The following is a 20,719-nucleotide window of genomic DNA, read 5'->3' on the forward strand; positions in this document are numbered from 1 at the left end:
AGCGTGGGCACGATCAGCGCGCTACACCAAAGCTGTTGGGCTGCAGTTGGCGCACCTCGGCCTCGTGGCAGATATCCAGCAAGAACCCCAATAGCGTGCGGGTATCGCGTGGATCTATCAGCCCGTCGTCCCACAGGTTGGCGCTGCCATAGAGGGCGGTGGACTGGCTGTCGAGTTTCTGCGCGGTGACCTGTTCGAGCATGTCCAGCACCTTGGGGTCGGGCACCAGACCGTCCTTCAATTGCTTGGCCTCAGTCACGATGCGCAGCACCTTGCCCGCTTGCGCGCCGCCCATCACCGCCGTGCGGCTGTTGGGCCAGGCGAAGATAAAACGCGGGTCCAGGCCACGGCCGCACATTGCATAGTTGCCCGCGCCGTAAGAGCCGCCGACCACCACCGTGAGTTTAGGCACCCGCGCATTGGCCACCGCCTGAATCATCTTCGCGCCGTGCTTGATCACGCCTTGTTGCTCCGACTCGGTGCCGACCATAAAACCGGTGGTGTTGTGCAGGAACAGCAGCGGCGTGCGGCTCTGGTCGCACAGTTGGATAAATTGCGCCGCCTTGCTCGCACCCTTGGGGGTGATGGGGCCGTTGTTGCCGATCACACCGACGGCGCGGCCCTGGATATGCAAGTGGCCGCAGACGGTATGGGCGTCGAACTCGCCTTTGAACTCCAGAAAGTGCGAGCCGTCGGCCAGGCGTGCGAGGATTTCGCGCACGTCGTAGGGCTTTTTCGGGTCATCGGGGATCAACCCCAGCAACTCGTCTATAGGATACAGCGGCTCCTTGTAAGCCCGTTGTGGAGCGAGTGGCAGGCGATCATCCCACGGCAGCAGGCTGACGATTTCGCGCACGATGCGCACGCCATCGGCATCGTTTTCCGCCAGGTACTCGGCCGTGCCGGCGGTTTGCGCGTGCATCTCGGCGCCGCCCAGCTCTTCATCAGTCGCGACTTCGCCGGTGGCGGCCTTGAGCAGCGGCGGCCCGGCCAAAAACAGCTTGGCCTTGCCGCGCACCACCACCACGTAATCCGACAGCCCCGGTTGATACGCGCCGCCCGCCGTGGCCGAGCCGTGTACCACGGTGATCTGCGGCAAGCCCATGGCCGACATGCGCGCCTGGTTGGCGAAGCTGCGTGCGCCTTCGACGAAAATCTCGGCAGCGTAATTGAGGTTGGCACCGCCGCTTTCCGCCAGGGTCACCACCGGCAGTTTGTTTTCCATGGCGATCTGTTGCAGGCGCAGGGATTTTTTCAGGCCGGACGGCGAAATGGTGCCGCCCTTGATCGCGCTGTTGTTGGCCACCACCAGCATGCGTACGCCGCTGACGTAGCCGATACCGGCGATCAAGCCGCCTCCGGCCGCGCTGCCGTCTTTGTCATCGTGGAGTTTGTAGCCGGCCAGGCTGGCCAATTCCAGAAACGGCGCGCCGGGGTCCAGCAGCAGGTTGAGGCGCTCGCGGGGCAACAACTGGCCGCGTTTGTCGAACTTGGGTTTGGCTTCCTGTGCTTTGGCGAGCAGGTTGTGCTCCAGTTGGCGCAACTGTTGGATGCTTGCCAGCATGGCTTCACGGTTGTGCGCGAACTGTGGGCTGTGGGCGTCGATCAGGCTTTCAATCACCGGCATGGTTCAGTGCTCCGTCTTCAGCACATCGGGTAAATAGGCGCGGTGGAAACCGTTGAACGGCTCGCTCGGCGGCTGCGCCTTGTGCAGCGGCCAGGCGCGGCTGCCCAGGCTGGCAGCGCCGTCGATGCGCAAGGTACTACCGCTGATAAACGCGGCGGCGGGGCTGAGCAAAAACACGATGGCCGCGCTGACTTCCGATTCGGTGCCGATGCGCTTGAGCGGCACGTGCTCACGCAGGGTGGGGATCACTGCCTTGAACGCGCCTTCGTAGGTGTCCATGCCGCTGGACGCAATCCAGCCCGGCGCCACGGCGTTGACGCGTACACCGGCGTAACCCCATTCGAAAGCGGCGGTCTTGGTAAAGTTGTCCATGCCTGAGCGTGCAGCACCCGAGTGGCCCATGCCGGGCATGCCGCCCCACATGTCGGCGAGCATGTTGACGATGGCGCCGCCGTGCTTGTTCATCGACTGGTTGAACACTTCACGGGCCATCAGGAAACCGCCCACCAGGTTGGTGCGCAGTACGGTTTCAAAGCCTTTTTGATTGGTCGAAGCCAGTGGCGACGGGTATTGACCGCCGGCGTTGTTCACCAACCCATGGATCGGCCCATGCTCGCGGATGATCTGCGTGACCAGCGCTGTCACTGCTTCTTCATCGCGAATATCGCAGGCCAGCCAGTGCGCGGTGCCGCCGTCTTCGGCGATTTCGGCGGCCACCTGTTGCAGCTTTTGCGGCTTGCGCCCCACCAGTATCACACTGGCACCAAGGGCCGCCAGTTCATGGGCAGTGCAGCGGCCAATGCCACTGCCGCCGCCAGTGACTATCACGGTTTGCCCCTGGAACAGGTCGGCTTTGAAGATCGAGTCGAAGGCCACGGCGACGGTCCTTTAGGAGAGTTGATCGGCTATGTGTTGCGGCACGGCGATGGGGATTTCCAGCAATTGTTGGGCGAAGGCCTTGCCTTGCGGGTCGATGCGCAGGCTGGCGATGCCGCCGCCGCCCAAGGCGTTTTCCAGCAGGAAATTCAAGCTGTGGCTGCCGGGCAAGTACCAGCGCTCGACACGGCCGTGAAGTGGGTCGAGCACGTGGCTCATCCAGTCGACGATCACCTCCGGGGTAAGCGCTTCGGCGATCCAAGGCAGGTAGTCGGGGTGGCGGGCGATTACGCCGATATTGCTGTGGTTGCCCTTGTCGCCGGAGCGCGCCACGGCCAGTTTCACCAGGGGCACACTGGCGTCCGCGCGGCCTTCGGGTTTGGGTGGATCAATCGGCGCGGCGGGTGTGCGCATCGGGGCTGATGAAGGCAATGCAACGGCGTGACGCGCGCCTTGGAAGTCGACCTGCGGTGCGCAGGATGATTTGTCGACCAGGAATGAAAACAGCCGGATCAGCGGGTACACGGTCGGTCGCCCGCCGACAATGCCGGTCAAGCCGGGTGCCATGCCGGTCGCCGCCTGGGCAATCTCGCGGGCGAACAGCACCAAGGCCTGCTTGCTGGGGTGGCGTACCGCCAATTTCACCACCACCTCGCGGCAATCCTGACGCTGGGCGTGGGCACCGTAGGTGGCTTCGCTGCCGAGCAGTTCAATGTTTACCTCGGTGTAAGGCGCCCAGCCGCGTTGGCTGAACAGTTCCGAGGTCTTGTTGATGATCGCCTGGCTGACTCGCTCGGCCTTGGCCACCGCGTCGATCCCGGCGATCAGGCAACTGGCGGTGCAGCGGAAACCGTCGGGGTAAGTCGCGCTGACCTTGTACTGGTCGGTGGGCGGTAAACCCTTGGCGCCGTGCAGGCGCACGCAGTTTTGGCCTTGTTGCTGCAGGTTGACCTGGCTGAAATCGCAGATCACATCGGGAAGTAAATACGCGCGCGGGTCGCCGATTTCATACAGCAACTGTTCGGACACGCTGAGTTCGCTGATCAGCCCACCGGTGCCGGCGACTTTATTCACGGTAAATTGGCCGTCGGCGTTGACTTCGACGATGGGAAAGCCGATGTGCTCGTAGTCCGGTACATCGCGCCAATCGGTGAAGTTACCGCCGCTGCACTGCGCGCCGCATTCGATGATATGCCCGGCGAGCGCAGCTTGAGCGAGGCGGTCGTAGTCCTGCCACGACCAGTTGAACTCATGCACCAACGCGGCGCTGACCACGGCGCTGTCGACCACGCGCCCGGTAATCACAATATCGGCGCCCAGCGCCAGTGCCTGAGCAATGCCGGGTGCGCCGAGGTAGGCGTTGGCCGAAACGCACATCGGCGGCAGGGGCGCGCCGTTGAACATATCGGTGATGTTGTGCAGTTGCTTGAGTTGAGGTTGCAGGTCGTCGCCCAGCAGTACGGCGATTTTCAGCGGCACACTGGCCTTGTCGCAGGCCGCTTGCAGGGCGGCGGCGCAGGCGTGCGGGTGGATGCCTCCGGCGTTGCTGATCACACGGATGCCCTGGCGCTGGATCTCCCCCAGCAACGGCGTGAGCACCTCGACAAAATCCGTGGCGTAACCGGCCTGGGGATCTTTCATCCGCGCACCGGCGAGGATCGACATGGTGACTTCCGCCAGGTAGTCGAACACCAGGTAGTCCAGGACGCCGCCGTGCACCAATTGGGCGGCGGCCGTGCAGGTGTCGCCCCAGAAGGCGCTGGCGCAGCCAATACGAACCGTCTTGCTCATGAGAAATCCTTCCTCTGATGGCTGGTGTCGAGACTACCAAGCAAGCGCTTGGTTTGTAAACGGTTGAGATAAGTTTTGCCCAAGCGCTTGCTTGGCTGGCGGCCACGGCCTAAATTGCCGCCCAAGACGTCAGTAGAGATGAAGGAGAGCAGCATGGATGAGCAAAAAGCCCTGCGGGTGATGCGCACCATGGTCGACGGCGGCCAGTTGACCGACCCCGACAGTGCCCGGGGCAAGTTGCTGCAAACCGCGGCTCACCTGTTTCGCAACAAGGGTTTCGAGCGCACGACCGTGCGTGATTTGGCCAGTGCCGTGGGCATTCAGTCCGGCAGTATCTTTCATCACTTCAAGAGCAAGGACGAGATCCTGCGTGCCGTGATGGAGGAAACCATCCACTACAACACCGCGATGATGCGCGCTTCACTTGAAGAGGCCAGCAACGTGCGTGAGCGCGTGCTGGCGCTGATCCGCTGCGAGTTGCAGTCGATCATGGGTGGCAGTGGCGAGGCGATGGCAGTGCTGGTCTATGAATGGCGTTCGCTGTCGGCTGAAGGCCAGGCTCAGGTGCTGGCGCTGCGCGATGTGTATGAGGACATCTGGCTGCAGGTGCTGGGCGAGGCCAAGACGGCGGGTTACATCAGGGGCGATGTGTTTATCACTCGACGCTTCCTGACCGGCGCCTTGTCCTGGACCACCACCTGGTTTCGCGCCGAAGGCAGCCTGACCCTCGAGCAGTTGGCCGAGGAGGCGCTGTTGATGGTGCTTAAAGCTGATTGAGGCGCAAGCTATTAATTTGCCGACGGAAAGTTGTCTCCCCTGACAAAAACGCCTAGCTTATTGCCATCAGAGTGTTAAACGGTGTGTGCCTCAATGTTTTCGCCATGGCGGCTGGCTGCAGGACTGACTATATGGGCACTGGGCACCGCGTGGTGGCTGCCGGCGTCGGCCGCGCAATTGGTCAGGATCGGCGCCGCGCACTTCCCGCCCTACACCGTTCGGCCCGAGCAGGGCGCCGATACCGGTTTGTTGCCGCAACTGGTCGAAGCCCTGAACGCTGCGCAAACCGACTACCAGTTTGTGTTGGTGCCGACTTCGATTCCACGGCGCTTTCGTGATTTCGAGCAAGGTCGGGTCGACATGGCCATCTTCGAAAACCCCGACTGGGGTTGGCAGGATATTCCCCACACCAGTGTCGACATGGGGTTGGAAGATGCAGAAATCTTCGTCGCCCAACGTAAGCCCGGCCGCGACCAAAGCTATTTCACCGACCTCGCCGGTAAGCGCCTGGCAGTGTTCAGCGGTTATCACTACGCCTTTGCCGGTTTCAACCCCGACCCCAAGAACATGGCCGAACACTTCAACGCCACATTGACCTACTCCCATGACAGCAACCTGCTGATGGTGGCGCGCGGGCGTGCCGATATTGCGCTGGTCACGCGTTCGTACCTGAGCGACTTCATGGTGCGTAATGCGGACATGGCCGGGCAGTTCCTGGTCTCGGAGCGGATTGACCAGGTGTATCACCACTACGCGCTGGTACGGCCCAAAGCGCCGATCACCGGCGCGGCGTTCGCCGAGCTGCTCAAGCACCTGCGTGAGAGCGGGGAGATGTTGAAGATCTTCGAGCCGTATCGCATTGATGTGAGGCCGGTGCCCTGATTATCTGCGTTGAGCAGGCCTGTTGTAGCCACCTGGCTTGTTGTGGCGAGCAGGCTTGCCCTGCGTTGGGCTGCGAAGCGGCCCCAGTAAGGCCACCGCGCTCTTCCAATTAGGACCGAGTGTCCGGTTTTAGGGCCGCTTCGCGCCCCAACGCAGGGCAAGCCTGCTCGCCACATATCTCTACAGCTTCACACCCTGCGTGCAAACGTATCGCTATGGCTGCCCGACACCTTGCGGCAATGCACCAGCGCATCACGAATCATGAAGTTCACCAGGGTTGGGGAAACGCCCAGCTCCTTGGCGATGTCCTTTTGCGGCACGCCGTGCAGGCGGTACATCTCGAACGCATAGCGGGTGCGCTGGGGCAACTCCGTCAGGGCGTCAGCGATGTTTTCCAGGGTGTTGAAGTTGATATGCGAAGTTTCCGGTGAAGCGCCGTGAATGACCACATTCAAGCCTTCCTCTTCCGTTCCCGAATATTTGAGCTCCAGGGCCTGCTTGCGGTAGTGGTCGATCGCCAGGTTGCGCACGATCTGGAACAGATAACTCAATTGAGCCTTGAACGACGAGGTGATGGTCGGTGCTGATTGCAGCCGAAAGTAGGCGTCCTGCACGACGTCTTCGGCGCGCGAGCGGCAACCGGTAATCCGGGCGGCGATCTTCACCAAAATAAGTCGATTGTCGACGAATGCCTGCAAAAGGGGTGAGTCGCACCTGCCTGTGGATACTTGTTCCGTCATGGAAATCACCTTGTCGCGAAAGAGTTAGGGGAGGGCGTCCTTGCTGAGGCCTCCTACACATCGGGCAACAAATTATGCTTAATGATAATGATTGTCAAATGAGAAGACGAACTAATCTTATGCTTTCTTGTTCGCTGTGAACTACGCCTCCCTCGCTCCCGGCGACTAATTATTTGCCCGGGCCGTCCGTTCTTCTGGGTGACAGGCCCGTTAGCCAACGGCCAAGGATCAGCACCCGCAGGAGGGCGAAATGGGTTTTTATCGTGCAGGCAGCGTTTTTCAGTTTGGAGACCGCGATCAATGAGCGTTTCCACGCGATTGCGCCTGTTCTGCCTGCCCTATTCGGGGGCCAGCGCGATGGTCTATGCACGCTGGCGCCGGGCTCTGCCTGACTGGTTGCAGGTGTGCCCGCTGGAATTGCCGGGTCGCGGCATGCGCATGGATGAGCCGTTGCAGCGCGATATCAAAACCTTGGCCGCGCAGCTTGCCGACGAGATCGGTCGTGACCTGGGCAGCCCCTATGCCTTGTTCGGCCACAGCCTGGGCGGCCTGCTGGCATTTGAACTGGCGCATGCATTGAAAGCACGCAATCTGCCTGCGCCGCTGGCGTTATTTGCTTCCGGTACCGCCGGCCCGGCGCGCCGCGATGTGAGCGAATACGCCATCGAAAAGACCGATGAACAACTGATCGCCCGCCTGCGCGAACTGCAGGGCACCGCCGAAGAGGCGCTGTGCAACCCGGAATTGATGCAGTTGATGCTGCCGATTCTGCGCGCCGACTTCCTGCTGTGCGGCAGCTTCACCTATGGCGAGCGCGCGCCACTGGGCATGCCGATCCATGTGTTTGGCGGCAAGCAGGACAGTGTGCGCGCCGACCAGTTGCTCGACTGGCAACTGGATGCCGCCAGCGGCTTCTCCATGGATATGTTCGACGGCCACCACTTCTTCCTCGTGCAGCACGAAAGCGCGGTGCTGCGCTGCCTGCGTCGCTATGCCGACGAGCACTTGGCCCGCTGGCGCAATGATGCGGCGCGCCAACTGGCTGCCGTTTAGCACGGCCCTAATTCCCGATTTTCCCGTAAGCCGATTTCAGGCAGGAACCCCATGATGGACGCCTTCGAACTTCCCCGCACCCTGGTCCAGTCCCTTCAACACCGCGCTGCGCAGACCCCGGACCAGGTGGCCCTGCGCTTCCTGGCCGAATCCGCCGCCGACAGCGTTGTGCTCAGTTACCGCGACCTAGACCAGCGCGCCCGCACCATCGCCGCCGCCTTGCAGGCCAATGCGGCATTGGGCGACCGTGCGGTGCTGCTGTTCCCCAGCGGCCCGGATTACGTCGCGGCGTTCTTTGGTTGCCTGTACGCTGGGGTCATCGCGGTGCCGGCCTATCCGCCGGAGTCGACCAAGCGCCATCATCAGGAGCGGCTGCTGTCGATCATCAGCGATGCCGAGCCGCGCCTGCTGCTGACCATCTCCAGCCTCGCCGACGGCCTGGCGCAGATCGAGAACGCGCCGCCGGTATTGAGCGTCGATACCCTGCAGACCGCCGGCAATTGGGTCGAGCCCGAACTGCAAGCGGACGACATCGCCTTCCTGCAATACACCTCCGGCTCCACCGCGCTACCCAAGGGAGTGCAAGTCAGCCACGGCAACCTGGTGGCCAACGAAGTGCTGATCCGTCGCGGCTTCGGCATTGATCTGCACCCGGATGATGTAATCGTCAGCTGGCTGCCGCTGTACCACGACATGGGCCTGATCGGCGGCTTGCTGCAACCGATCTTCAGTGGCGTGCCCTGTGTGTTGATGTCGCCGGCGTACTTCCTCGGCCGCCCATTGCGCTGGCTGGAAGCGATCAGCGAATACGGTGGCACCATCAGCGGCGGGCCGGATTTCGCCTATCGCCTGTGCAGTGAGCGGGTCAGTGAAACCGCGCTGGAACGCCTGGACTTGAGCAAGTGGCGCGTGGCGTATTCGGGCTCCGAGCCGATCCGCCTCGACACCCTGGAACGTTTCGCCGAGAAGTTTGCCGTTTGTGGTTTCACCTCGAATAATTTCTTCGCCTCCTACGGGCTGGCCGAGGCGACGTTGTTTGTCGCCGGTGGCACCCGTGGTCAAGGCATCCCCGCGTTGCGTGTGGATGAACAGGCGCTGGCCGCCAACCGCGCTGAACCGGGGCAGGGCAGCGCGATCATGAGTTGCGGCACGAGCCAGCCGGAACACGCGGTGCTGATCGCCGATCCGCACACCCTCACCGAATTGCCCGACAACCGTGTCGGCGAACTCTGGGCCGCCGGCCCCAGCATCGCCCACGGCTACTGGCGCAACCCCGAGGCCAGTGCCAAAACCTTTGTACAACACGCGGGGCGCACCTGGCTGCGCACCGGCGACCTGGGCTTTATCCGCGAGGGCGAGGTGTACATCACCGGTCGCCTTAAAGACCTGCTGATCGTGCGCGGCCACAACCTGTATCCGCAGGACATCGAGCAGACCGTCGAGCGCGAAGTCGAGGTGGTGCGCAAAGGCCGGGTCGCGGCGTTCGCCGTGAATCACCAAGGCCTGGAAGGCATCGGCATTGCCGCAGAAGTCAGCCGCAGCGTGCAGAAAATCCTGCCGCCCGAGGCCTTGATCAAGGCGATTCGCCAGGCGGTGGCCGAGGCCTATCAAGAAGCCCCGAGCGTGGTGGTACTGCTCAACCCTGGCGCGTTGCCCAAGACTTCCAGCGGCAAGGTGCAGCGTTCGGCCTGCGCGCTTCGTCATGCCGATGGCAGCCTCGACAGCTACGCGCAGTTCCCGAATCTGCAAGCCCAGGCCAGTGATGCGCTGCTTGAATCCGAGCTGCAAAAACAGATTGCAGCGATCTGGTGCGAGCAGTTGCAGGTCGCAACGGTCGCGGCCGATGACCACTTCTTCCTGCTCGGCGGCAACTCCATCACCGCCACCCAGGTGGTCGCGCGCCTGCGTGAAAGCCTGGGCCTGGAGCTGAACCTGCGCCTGCTGTTCGAGGCGCCGACGCTTTCGGCGTTCGCCGCCAATGTGGCGCAATTGCAGCAAGACGGCGGCATTGCCCAAGGCGCGATCCAGGCCTTGTCACGCCAGGCAGACTTGCCGCAATCCCTGGCACAGAACCGCCTGTGGATCACCTGGCAACTGGACCCGCACAGCAGCGCCTACACCATCCCCGGCGCCCTGCGGTTGCGCGGCGAGCTGGACGAAGATGCCGTGCGCGCCAGCTTCCAGCAGTTGATCCAGCGCCACGAAGCCCTGCGCACGCGCTTCTATGAGCGCGATGGCCAAGCCTTCCAGCGCGTCGAGGCCAACACCGGTTTCGAGCTGCAAGTGATCGACCTCAGCGACCTGCCAAGCGCCGAACGCGAAGCCCGCGCGCAGCAGATCCGCGAAGACGAAGCGCGCACCCGGTTCGACCTGGAAAAAGGCCCGTTGCTGTGGGTGACGCTGGTGCGCCTGGACGATGAAGATCACCAACTGCTGGTGACCTTGCATCACATCATCGCCGACGGTTGGTCGCTCAATATTCTGATCGACGAGTTCTCGCGCCTCTACGCCGCCGCGACCCAGGGCCAAACCCTGGAGCTGCCGCCACTGGCCCTGCAATACGCCGACTACGGCAGTTGGCAGCGCCAATGGCTGGCCGAAGGCGAAGGCCAGCGGCAATTGGCCTATTGGCAGGCGCAACTGGGTGATGAGCACCCGGCCCTGAGCCTGGCCACCGACCATCCACGCTCTGCGCAGCACACCCACAGTGCCTCGCGCCATAGCGTGCGCTTGAACGCAGCGCTCAGCGAAGCCATTCGCCAGGCCGCGCAAGCTCACGATTCCACACCGTTCATGTTGTTGCTGGCGGCGTTCCAGAGCCTGCTCTACCGCTACAGCGGCCAGCGCGATATTCGCATCGGCGTGCCCAACGCCAACCGCCCGCGCCAGGAAACCCAAGGCCTGATTGGCTTCTTCATCAACACCTTGGTGTTGCGCGTTGAGCTGGACGGGCGCCTGCCATTCAATCAGCTGTTGGCTGCCACGCGCCAGGCTGCGCTGGGCGCCCAGGCTCACCAGGACCTGCCCTTCGAACAACTGCTGGAAGCCTTCCCCCAGGCCCGCGAACAAGGCCTGTTCCAGGTTATGTTCAACCACCAGCAGCGCGACTTGAGCGCCTTGCGCCGCTTGCCGGGCATGCTTGCCGATGAGCTGCCATGGCACAGTCGCGAAGCCAAGTTCGACCTGCAACTGCACACTGAAGAAGACCGCAACGGGCGTTTGAGCCTGGCGTTCGACTACGCCGATGAGCTGTTCGACAGCGCGACCATCCAGCGCCTCGCCGAGCACTTCATCAACCTGCTGCACGCGGTGTGCGAGCAGCCGGAGCAAGCCATCGGCGACCTCAAGCTGATGCACACAGACGAGCAGCAGCCATGGAGCGAAGCCCCGTGTGCCCCGGCCCGGCAGTGGCTGCCCGAGCTGCTCAGCCAACAGATCTCTGACAACGCCGCACTGGTCTGGCAAGGCGGCAGCCTGACCTTCGCCCAACTGCACACCCAGGCCAACCGCCTGGCCCACTACCTGCGTGACAAGGGCGTCGGCCCGGATGTGTGCGTGGCCATCGCCGCCGAGCGTTCGCCGCAGCTGCTGATTGGCCTGTTGGCAATCATCAAGGCCGGTGGCGCCTATGTGCCGCTCGATCCGGATTACCCCGCCGACCGCCTGGCCTACATGCTCAAGGACAGCGGCGTGCACCTGCTGCTGACCCAAACCGCACTGCTTGAACTGCTGCCGGCCACCGAGGGCGTGTGCGTGATCGCCATGGACAGCCTGCACCTGGACAGCTGGCCGACCCAGGCGCCGGGCCTGCACTTGAATGGAGACAACCTCGCCTACGTGATCTACACCTCCGGCTCCACCGGCCAGCCCAAAGGCGTGGGCAATACCCATGCGGCCCTGGCCGAGCGCTTGCAGTGGATGCAGGCCACCTATCAACTCAACGACACCGATGTGCTGATGCAAAAGGCGCCGATCAGCTTTGACGTATCGGTGTGGGAGTGCTTCTGGCCACTGATCAGCGGCTGCCGCCTGGTGCTGGCCGGCCCTGGCGAACATCGCGATCCGCACCGCATTGCGCAGCTGGTACAGGAACACGGCGTGACCACGCTGCACTTTGTGCCGCCGCTGCTGCAGCTGTTTATCGATGAGCCGTTGGTGACTGAGTGCACCAGCCTGCGGCGTCTGTTCTCCGGCGGTGAAGCCTTGCCTGCCGAGCTGCGTAACCGCGTATTGGCGCAGCTGCCGGCGGTGCAACTGCACAACCGGTACGGCCCGACTGAAACCGCGATCAACGTGACCCACTGGCATTGCCAGGTTGCGGATGGCGAACGCTCGCCCATCGGCCGGCCGCTGGGCAATGTGATCTGCCGCGTGCTGGATGAGCAACTCAACCCATTGCCGGCCGGTGTGCCGGGCGAACTGTGCATCGGCGGCATCGGCCTGGCGCGCGGTTATCTTGGCCGCGCCGGGCTGACCGCCGAGCGATTTGTGGCTGACCCGTTGGGCGCACCCGGCACACGCCTGTATCGCACCGGTGACCGTGTGCGTTGGGGCGCCGAGGGTGTACTCGAATACCTCGGCCGCCTTGATCAACAGGTCAAACTGCGTGGGTTCCGTGTGGAGCCGGAAGAAATCGAAGCCCGGATGCTGGCGCTGGACGGCATCGCCCAAGCCGTGGTGCTGGTGCGTGATGCGCAGTTGATCGGTTACTACACCGCGCCTGCGAAGCTTACCGAGCAGGAGGTAAAAACCGCCTTGGCCGCCGAGCTGCCGGAGTACATGGTGCCCGCCTTGCTGATGCGTCTGGACGCCATGCCCCTGAGCCCCAGCGGCAAACTCGACCGCCGCGCATTACCAGAGCCTGTGTGGCAAACCCGCGAGCACATCGAGCCTGCAACGCCGTTGCAGCAGCAGATTGCCGCGATCTGGCGCGAAGTGCTGGGCTTGCCACGTATCGGCCTGCGCGACGACTTTTTTGCCCTCGGCGGCCACTCGTTGCTGGCCACGCAAATCATCTCCCGCACCCGCCAGGCCTGCGACGTCGAGTTGCCGTTGCGCACCTTGTTCGAAGCCAGTGAACTGGGGGCGTTTGCCGAGCAAGTGGGCGCGATCCAGGCTTCGGGCCAACGCAATCAGCAAACCGCTATCGCCCGGGTCGACCGCAGCGCGCGGGTGCCGCTGTCCTATTCCCAGCAGCGCATGTGGTTCCTCTGGCAGATGGAGCCCGACAGCCCGGCCTACAACGTCGGCGGCATGGCGCGTCTGCGCGGCGTGCTGGATGTGGGGCGTTTTGAGGCGGCGTTGCAAGCCTTGATCATGCGTCACGAAACCCTGCGCACCACCTTCCCGAGCGTCGATGGCGTGGCGTACCAAAAGGTTTCGCCGCAAACCGGTATGCGCATGGGCTGGCAGGATTTCTCCGCGCTCAATGAAACCGAGCGTCAGCAGCGCCTGCAAGATTTCGCCGATCAGGAAGCTCACACGCCGTTCAACCTGGAAACCGGGCCGCTGTTGCGGGCCTGCGTGGTCAAGGCCGGCGAGCAAGAGCACTACTTCGTGCTGACCCTGCACCATATCGTCACCGAAGGCTGGGCCATGGACATCTTCGCCCGTGAGCTCGGCGCGCTGTACGAGGCGTTTATCGACGAACGCGACTCGCCGCTGGCGCCGCTGGCGGTGCAATACCTCGACTACAGCGTGTGGCAGCGCCAGTGGCTGGAGGCTGGCGAGTGCCAACGCCAACTGGACTACTGGACCGCACAGCTGGGCCACGAGCATCCGTTGCTTGAACTGCCCGCCGACCGCCCACGGCCGCTGGTGCAAAGCCATCAGGGCGAGCTGTACCGCTTTGACCTGAGCGATGACTTGGCCGCTCGCGTTCGCGCCTTTAACGCCGAACGCGGCCTGACCCTGTTCATGACCATGACCGCCACCCTGGCGGTGCTGCTCTACCGCTACAGCGGCCAGACCGACCTGCGCATCGGCGCGCCGGTGGCCAACCGCATTCGCCCGGAAAGCGAAGGGCTGATCGGCGCATTCCTCAACACCCAGGTGCTGCGTTGCCAGCTCAATGGGCAGATGAATGTGGCCGAGTTGTTCGAGCAGGTGCGCCATACCGTGATCGAAGGCCAGTCTCACCAGGACCTGCCATTCGATCATCTGGTGGAAGCCCTGCAACCATCGCGCAGCGCGGCGTATAACCCGCTGTTCCAGGTGATGTGCAACGTGCAGCGTTGGGAATTCCAGCAGAGCCGCCAACTGGCGGGCATGACGGTTGAGTACCTGGTCAACGATGCGCGGGCGACCAAGTTCGACCTCAACCTGGAAGTCACCGACCTCGACCATCGGCTGGGTTGCTGCCTGACCTACAGCACCGACTTGTTCGACCAGCCGCGTATTGCGCGGATGGCCGCACATTGGCAAAACCTGTTGGAAGCGTTGATCGCCAACCCGCAACAGCGTCTGAGCGAGTTGCCCTTGCTGACGGCCACTGAGCAGCGCGCCTTGCAGAGCAGCCTGGGTATCGAGGCGGGTGAACACCGTCTGGATCAGTGCATTCACCCACTGTTCAGCCAACAAGTATTGGCCCGCCCCGATGCAGCGGCGTTGACCTTTGCCGGGGTCACGCTCAGCTATCGCGAACTGGATGAACGCGCCAACCGCCTGGCCTGGATGCTGCGCGAGCGCGGCGTTGGCCCGCAGGTGCGGGTCGGCCTGGCGCTGCCGCGCTCGCTGGAAATGGTCATCGGCCTGCTGGCGATCCTCAAGGCTGGCGGCGCTTATGTGCCGCTGGACCCGGAATACCCGCTCGACCGCCTGCACTACATGATCGAAGACAGCGGCATCGGCCTGCTGCTCAGTGATGCGGCGATGTTCGGAGCCCTTGGCGAACTGCCTGCTACCGTGGCGTGCTGGTGCCTGGAAGATGACTTGCCGGTGTTGGCCAATTACCCCGCCGACGCGCTGCCCTTTATCAGCCTGCCGCAACATCAGGCGTACCTGATCTACACCTCCGGCTCCACCGGTAAACCCAAAGGCGTGGTGGTGTCCCACGCTGAAATCGCCATGCATTGCCAGGCCGTGATCGAGCGCTTTGGCATGCGCGCGGATGATTGCGAGCTGCACTTTTATTCCATCAACTTCGACGCCGCCACTGAGCGTTTGCTGGTGCCGCTGCTCAGTGGTGCGCAAGTGGTGTTGCGCGCCCAAGGCCAGTGGGATGCCGAAGAAATCTGCGCGCTGATCCGTGCCCATGGCATCAATATCCTCGGCTTTACCCCCAGCTACGGCAGCCAATTGGCGCAATGGCTGGCGACCCAGCAACAGACCTTGCCGGTGCGCATGTGCATCACCGGCGGCGAGGCGCTGACCGGCGAGCACTTGCAGCGGATTCGTGCGGCGTTCCAGCCAGAGCTGTTTTTCAACGCCTATGGCCCGACCGAAACCGTGGTGATGCCGCTCGCCAGCCTGGCGCCGCAGGTGTTGGAAGAGGGCGCCGCCAGCGTGCCGATCGGCAGCATCATCGGTGCTCGCGTGGCCTATATTCTCGACGCCGACCTGGCGCTGGTGCCCCAAGGCGCGACCGGTGAGCTGTATGTCGGCGGGGCCGGTCTGGCCCAGGGTTATCACGAACGTGCGGGCATGACGGCCGAGCGTTTTGTCGCTGATCCGTTTGCTGCCAATGGCGGCCGTTTGTACCGCACCGGCGACCTGGTGCGCCAACGCGCCGATGGCTTGGTGGAGTACCTGGGCCGTATCGACCATCAAGTGAAGATTCGCGGTTTCCGCATCGAGCTGGGTGAAATCGAAACGCGCTTGCTGGAGCACCCAGCCGTGCGCGAAGCAGTGGTGCTGGCGCTGGATTCAGCCAGTGGTAAACAGCTGGCGGCCTATCTGGTCAGCGACGCCGACCCTGCCACCTTGCGCGAAGCGCTGAAGGCGCACCTCAAGGCGCAACTGCCGGACTATATGGTGCCCGCGCACCTGATCGTGCTCGACAGCATGCCGCTCACGGCCAACGGCAAGCTCGACCGCCGCGCCTTGCCGCAGCCCGATCCTGAGGCCAATCGCCAAACCTACGTGGCGCCACGCAATGAGCTGGAGCAAAGCCTGGCGGCCATTTGGTGCGCGGTGTTGAACGTGCAGCAAGTCGGCCTGGACGATAACTTCTTTGAACTGGGTGGTGACTCGATCCTGTCGATCCAGGTGGTCAGCCGTGCGCGGCAGGCCGGGATTCATTTCAGCCCACGGGATTTGTTCCAGCACCAGACCGTGCAAACCCTGGCCGCCGTGGCTACGCGCTCCGAGCAAGTGACAGCCGAGCAGGGGCTGCTCACTGGCAGCTCGGGCCTGACGCCGATCCAGCATTGGTTCTTTGATACCGAGATCCCCAACCGTCAGCACTGGAACCAGGCATTGCTGCTCAAGCCGCTGCAATTGCTGGAGCCCCATCGCCTGGAGCAAGCACTGCTGGCGGTGCTGGAGCATCACGACGCCTTGCGCCTGAGCTTCTCCACGCGCGACGCACACTGGCATGCCGAGCACCTGGCCGTGCCCCAAGGCGGCGTGCTGATGCAGGCGCAAGTGCGCGATATGCAGGCCTGCACTGAGCTGTTCACTGACACCCAACGCAGCCTCGACCTTGAGCATGGCCCGCTGTTGCGCGCCTTGCTGGTGGACGGCTCGCAAGGCCAGCAACGCCTGCTGATCGTGATTCATCACCTGGTGGTAGACGGCGTGTCGTGGCGCGTACTGCTGGAGGACCTGCAAACGGTTTACCGCCAGTTGAGCGACGGCCAGTCCGTCAGCCTGCCCGCCAAGACCAGCGCATTGCGCGATTGGGCCGCGCGTCTGCGCGCTTATGCCGGCAGCGAATCCCTGCGCGAAGAGTTGAGCCTGTGGCAAGACCAACTGGCCGGTCCTGCGGTGGAATTGCCAGTGGCGCGTCCACAGGGTGCACTGCGCAATTGCGAGGCTGAGACCGTCAGCGTGCGCCTGGGTGCCGACCATACCCGACAGTTGCTGCAACAGGCGCCGAGCGCGTATCGCACCCAAGTCAACGACCTGCTGCTGACCGCCTTGGCCCGCGTGCTGTGCCGCTGGACGGGGCACGCCTCGACCTTGATCCAACTGGAAGGCCATGGCCGTGAAACCCTGTTCGATGAAATCGACCTGACCCGCAGCGTCGGCTGGTTCACCAGTGCTTACCCGTTGCGCCTGACACCGCAAGCCGGGCAGGGCGACTCGATCAAGGCCATCAAGGAACAACTGCGCGGCGTGCCGCACAAAGGCCTGGGTTATGGCGTGCTGCGTTACCTGGCGGACGATCAGTGCAAACAGACCATGGCCGCATTGCCAACGGCGCAGATCACCTTCAACTACCTCGGCCAGTTCGACCAGAGCTTCGGCGCCGATGCACTGTTCCACCCGCTGGATGAATCGGCGGGCCTGGCCCACGACCCGGATGCGCCGCTGCCCAACGAGCTGAGTGTCGACAGCCAGGTGTACGGCGGCGAATTGGTGCTGCGCTGGACCTTCAGCCGTGAGCGCCATGACCCACAGACCATCCGTGAACTGGCGGATGGGTACTTGAGCGAGCTGCAAAGCCTGATCGCGCATTGCCTCAACGACGAGGCGGGTGGCCTTACGCCGTCCGACTTCCCGTTGGCGCACCTGACTCAATCGCAGCTCGACAGCCTGCCGGTGCCGGCCAACGTCATCGAAGACGTCTACCCGCTGACGCCAATGCAGGAAGGCCTGCTGCTGCACACCTTGCTGGAGCCGGGCACCGGCCTCTACTACATGCAGGACCGCTACCGCATCAACAGCGCCCTCGACCCCGAGCGTTTCGCTCAGGCCTGGCAGGCGGTGATCGCCCGGCATGAAGCCTTGCGTGCGTCGTTCTGCTGGAACGTCGGCGAGGACATGCTGCAGGTGATCCACAAGCCGGGCAGCACGCCGATTGAGTATCTGGATTGGAGCCATGACCCCGAAGCCGAGCAGGAGCCGCGTCTGCAAGCCTTGCTCAAGGCCGAGCGCGAGGCCGGTTTTGATCTGCTCAACCAGGCGCCGTTCCACCTGCGGCTGATCCGCGTGGGCGAGGCGCGCTACTGGTTCATGATGAGCAACCACCACATCCTGATCGATGCCTGGTGCCGCTCGTTGCTGATGAATGATTTCTTCGACATCTACATGGCCCTGGGCGAGGGCCGCGATGCGCAATTGGCCACGCCGCCGCGCTACCGCGATTACATCGCCTGGCTGCAACGCCAGAACCTCAATGAAGCGCGCCAGTGGTGGCAACAGAACCTGCAAGGCTTCGAGCGCACCACGCCGATCCCGAGCGACCGGCCATTCCTGCGTGAACACGCAGGCCACAGCGGCGGCATGGTGGTAGGCGATTGCTACACCCGCCTGGATGCCCGCGACGGTGCGCAATTGCGCGAATTGGCCCAGGCCCATCAACTCACCGTCAACACCTTCGCCCAAGCGGCGTGGGCCTTGGTGCTGCGGCGTTTGAGCGGTGATCGTGACGTGCTGTTTGGCGTCACCGTCGCCGGGCGGCCGGTGGAGATGCCCGAGATGCAACGCACTGTCGGCCTGTTCATCAACAGCATCGCGCTGCGGGTGAAACTGCCGGAAGACGACCAGACTTGCAGTGTGCGTCAGTGGCTGAGCGGCTTGCTCGACAGCAATATGCAACTGCGCGAATACGAATACCTGCCGCTGGTGACTATCCAGGAACACAGCGAATTGCCTAAAGGCCAGCCGCTGTTCGACAGCCTGTTCGTGTTTGAAAACGCACCGGTGGAAGTCTCGGTGCTGGACCGTGCGCAAAGCCTGAATGCCACCTCGGACTCCGGCCGCACCCACACCAACTTTCCGCTGACGGCCGTGTGTTATCCGGGCGATGACCTCGGCTTGCACCTGTCCTACGACCAGCGTTATTTCGATGAAACCACCGTGCAAGGCATGCTGGGCGAGTTCAAGCGCCTGCTGCTGGCGTTGGTGCAGGGCTTCCATGGCGACATGGCGGACTTGCCGCTGATCGGCGAGCAAGAGCGGGCGTTCCTGGTCGACGGCTGCAACCAGAGCGAGCATGACTACCCGCTGGAACGCAGCTATGTCGAGTTGTTCGAAGTGCAGGTGGCGCAACATCCGCAGCGCATCGCTGCCAGTTGCCTCGACCAGCAATGGACCTACGATGAATTGAACCGTCGCAGCAACGGCTTGGGCTACGCGCTGATCGAGGCCGGTGTCGGGCTGGATCAGCCGGTGGCGCTGCTGGCCGAGCGTAACCTGGATTTGCTCGGCATGATCATCGGCAGCTTCAAGGCTGGTGCCGGTTACCTGCCGCTGGACCCAGGCCTGCCAAGCCAGCGGCTGAGCCGCATCATCGACCTGAGCCGCACGCCGTTGCTGGTGTGCACCGAGGCGTGCCGCGAGCAGGCGATTGAATTGCTGGACGGCACCGACTGCCAGTTGCTGGTATGGGAAGAAGTGCCCGGCCGTGGCGAAAACCCAGGCATCTACAGCACGCCGGATAACCTCGCCTATGTGATCTACACCTCTGGCTCCACGGGTTTGCCCAAAGGTGTGATGGTGGAACAGCGCGGCATGCTCAATAACCAGTTGAGCAAGGTGCCGTATCTGCAACTGAGCGAGACAGATGTGATCGCGCAGACCGCTTCGCAGAGCTTCGATATTTCTGTGTGGCAGTTCCTCGCCGCGCCGCTGTTTGGCGCGCGGGTGGATATCGTGCCGAACAGCATCGCCCATGACCCGCAGGGTTTGTTGGCGCACGTGCAGGCCCAAGGTATTACCGTGCTGGAGAGCGTGCCGTCACTGATCCAGGGCATGCTGACCCAGGAGCGCATGAGCCTGGATGGCTTGCGCTGGATGCTGCCGACGGGTGAAGCGATGCCGCCGGAGCTGGCGCACCAGTGGTTGCTGCGTTACCCGCAGATTGGTTTGGTCAATGCTTATGGCCCGGCGGAGTGTTCGGATGACGTGGCGTTCTTCCGTGTTGACCTGGCGTCGACCCGTGGCACGTATCTGCCGATTGGCACGCCAACCGATAACAACCGCTTGTACCTGCTTGATGGTGCGCTGGAGCTGGTGCCGCAAGGTGCGGTGGGCGAATTGTGTGTGGCAGGCACGGGCGTAGGGCGTGGTTATGTCAGCGACCCATTGCGCACCGCCCAGGTGTTTGTGCCGAACCCGTTCGGCGCGCCGGGCGAGCGGCTATACCGCACCGGTGACCTGGCGCGTCGGCGCAGCGATGGTGTGCTGGAATATGTCGGGCGTATCGACCATCAGGTTAAGATTCGCGGTTACCGCATCGAACTCGGTGAAATCGAAGCGCGCCTGCATGAACAGCCGGATGTGCGGGATGCGGCGGTGGGTGTGCAGGAAGGCGTCAACGGCAAACATTTGGTGGGTTACCTGGTGGCGACGGATGCAGCGCTGAATCCAGGCGAGCGCCTGGACCGCATCAAGCAACGCCTGCGCGCGGAGCTGCCGGAGTACATGGTGCCGCTGCACTGGTTATGGCTTGACCGCCTGCCGCTGAACGCCAATGGCAAGCTGGACCGCAACGCTCTGCCGGCCCTGGAGATTGGCCAGTTGCACAGCCAGGATTACCTGGCGCCACGCAACGAACTGGAAGCTACCCTGGCAGCGATTTGGGCTGAGGTGTTGAAGGTCGAAAGGGTAGGCGTGCAGGACAACTTCTTCGAGCTGGGGGGGCATTCATTGCTGGCCACGCAGATTGCTTCGCGGGTGCAGAAAACCCTGCAACGGGATGTGCCGCTGCGGGCGATGTTCGAATGCAGCACGGTGGCGGAGTTGGCCGAGTATATCGACGGCCTGGCGGCCAATGAGATCAGTGCAGAGAAGGTCGATCGGTTGAGTGATCTGATGGCGGAGCTGGAGGGTTTGTAACTGATCGTTCCCACGCTCTGCGTGTGAATGC

The 20,719-nt window shown here is 63.2% G+C and carries 8 protein-coding genes; 4 read left to right on the plus strand and 4 right to left on the minus strand.

Annotated elements, in window-relative coordinates:
• Positions 1-13: 13 nt before the first annotated feature.
• The 3 genes from atuC to ACQY47_RS23830 are packed head-to-tail and all read right to left on the minus strand — an operon-like array spanning position 14 to position 4,294.
• Positions 14-1,627: a geranyl-CoA carboxylase subunit beta gene (atuC, locus tag ACQY47_RS23820; protein ID WP_428552425.1), complete on the minus strand. Its 1,614-nt coding sequence runs from the start codon at positions 1,625-1,627 to the stop codon at positions 14-16.
• 3 nt (positions 1,628-1,630) lie between these two features.
• Entirely contained in the window at positions 1,631-2,503 is an 873-nt protein-coding gene (locus ACQY47_RS23825; protein WP_428552428.1) for an SDR family oxidoreductase, read from the minus strand.
• A gap of 12 nt (positions 2,504-2,515) precedes the next feature.
• Positions 2,516-4,294 (minus strand): acyclic terpene utilization AtuA family protein, encoded by a 1,779-nt coding sequence (locus ACQY47_RS23830; RefSeq protein ID WP_428552431.1) that lies wholly within the window; start codon positions 4,292-4,294, stop codon positions 2,516-2,518.
• 153 nt (positions 4,295-4,447) lie between these two features.
• Here ACQY47_RS23830 and ACQY47_RS23835 point away from each other — a divergent pair, with 153 nt between their 5' ends.
• Both ACQY47_RS23835 and ACQY47_RS23840 read left to right on the plus strand, forming a co-directional pair.
• Complete coding sequence (locus ACQY47_RS23835; protein ID WP_099548899.1) at positions 4,448-5,071, plus strand: TetR/AcrR family transcriptional regulator; 624 nt, start codon at positions 4,448-4,450, stop codon at positions 5,069-5,071.
• 93 nt (positions 5,072-5,164) lie between these two features.
• Entirely contained in the window at positions 5,165-5,953 is a 789-nt protein-coding gene (locus ACQY47_RS23840) for a substrate-binding periplasmic protein (RefSeq protein WP_176991392.1), read from the plus strand.
• 188 nt (positions 5,954-6,141) lie between these two features.
• Here ACQY47_RS23840 and ACQY47_RS23845 read toward each other — a convergent pair whose 3' ends face one another.
• A complete protein-coding gene (locus ACQY47_RS23845; protein ID WP_005789991.1) occupies positions 6,142-6,693 on the minus strand; it encodes an RNA polymerase factor sigma-70 in 552 nt (183 codons plus the stop codon).
• 300 nt (positions 6,694-6,993) lie between these two features.
• Between ACQY47_RS23845 and ACQY47_RS23850 the strand changes: the two genes are divergently transcribed.
• The gene (locus tag ACQY47_RS23850; protein ID WP_428552436.1) at positions 6,994-7,746 is read left to right on the plus strand and encodes a thioesterase II family protein; all 753 of its coding nucleotides are present in this window, start codon (positions 6,994-6,996) and stop codon (positions 7,744-7,746) included.
• A gap of 51 nt (positions 7,747-7,797) precedes the next feature.
• Positions 7,798-20,688 (plus strand): non-ribosomal peptide synthetase, encoded by a 12,891-nt coding sequence (locus ACQY47_RS23855; protein WP_428552439.1) that lies wholly within the window; start codon positions 7,798-7,800, stop codon positions 20,686-20,688.
• Positions 20,689-20,719: the final 31 nt, after the last annotated feature.

The organism is Pseudomonas edaphica, assembly GCF_965277385.1.
GTDB classification, from domain to species: domain Bacteria; phylum Pseudomonadota; class Gammaproteobacteria; order Pseudomonadales; family Pseudomonadaceae; genus Aquipseudomonas; species Aquipseudomonas edaphica.